Genomic DNA, 1215 nt, shown 5'->3' on the forward strand with positions numbered 1-1215 from the left:
CGGCGGACAGGATCCACCGGCGTAAGATCGTCGGCGGCGTCAGATGGGTATAAGAGACGGGCCCCGCCCCGACCGGCCCGGCGGCGAAGGACCCCGCACCCGCCGCCCCGGCCAGCTCGTCCGAGCCCGCCCCGGCCGCCTCCGACGGCGACGATAGGGTGACCGCGTGAGCGTCCTGCCCGTCCGCACCGTCCCCGATCCCGTGCTGCGCACCCCCGCGCGCCCCGTGCCCGCCGGCATGGACGTGCGCGCCCTCGTGGCGGACATGGTGGAGACCATGCACGCCGTCGGCGGGGTCGGCCTGGCCGCGCCCCAGGTGGGCGTGGGGCTGCGCGTGTTCGTGTTCGACGTCCAGGGGGTCGCCGGGCACGTGGTCAACCCCGTGCTCGAGACGGGGGAGGAGACCGTGCGTGAGCCCGGCGAGGGCTGCCTGTCCGTCCCCGGGCTGCGCTATCACCCGGCCCGCGCCGCCGAGGCCGTCGTCCGCGGCGTGAACGTGGACGGGCATCCGGTGGAGCACCGCGGCACCGGACTGGTCGCCCGCTGCCTGCAGCACGAGACCGACCACCTCGACGGGATCCTCTACGTGGACCGCCTCGACGGCGAGGAGCGTCGCGAGGCCCGTCGCCGCATGCGCGCCGGCGAGGTGGACCGCACCGCCCGTCGCGTGGGCGCCGAGCGGGCCGCCGCCGTCGGCTCCGTGTTCGCCGCACCGGCTGCTCCGCCGACCCCCGCCCGCGCCCCCCGAGGAGGGACCCGATGACCGCGACCACGCCCCTGCGCGTGCTCTACGCCGGCACGCCCGAGACGGCCGTGCCCGTCCTGCGCGCCCTGCTGGACTCGCCCCACGAGGTCGTGGGGGTGCTCACCCGGCCCGACGCGCCGATTGGCCGCCGCCGGGTGCTGACCCCCTCGCCGGTCGCCGTCGTCGCCGAGGAGGCAGGGGTGCCGGTCGTCAAGGCCGACCGGCTGCGCGGGCCCGCCGGCGAGCCCGCGCTCGAGGCCGTGCGCGCCCTGGAGCCGGACGTGGCCGTCGTCGTCGCCTACGGGGCGCTCGTGCCCGCCGAGGCGCTGGCCCTGCCGCGCCACGGATGGCTCAACCTGCACTTCTCCGCCCTGCCCGCCTACCGCGGGGCCGCCCCGGTGCAGCGCGCCGTCATGGCGGGGGAGCCCGAGATCGCCGCGGACGTGTTCCAGCTCGAGGAGGGCCTGGAC

At 77.8% G+C, this 1215-nt stretch carries 2 protein-coding genes; both read left to right on the top strand.

Going from position 1 to position 1215, the window contains the following annotated elements:
• Positions 1-166: 166 nt before the first annotated feature.
• Entirely contained in the window at positions 167-763 is a 597-nt protein-coding gene (gene def / locus NWP10_RS12020) for a peptide deformylase (RefSeq protein ID WP_158494662.1), read from the top strand.
• The coding region (locus tag NWP10_RS12025; RefSeq protein ID WP_375162496.1) for a methionyl-tRNA formyltransferase at positions 760-1215 on the top strand (456 nt) is incomplete at its 3' end. The genes def and NWP10_RS12025, both read left to right, overlap by 4 nt.

The sequence above is a fragment of the Micrococcus sp. HG099 genome, from assembly GCF_024723355.1.
Lineage (GTDB): Bacteria > Actinomycetota > Actinomycetes > Actinomycetales > Micrococcaceae > Micrococcus > Micrococcus endophyticus.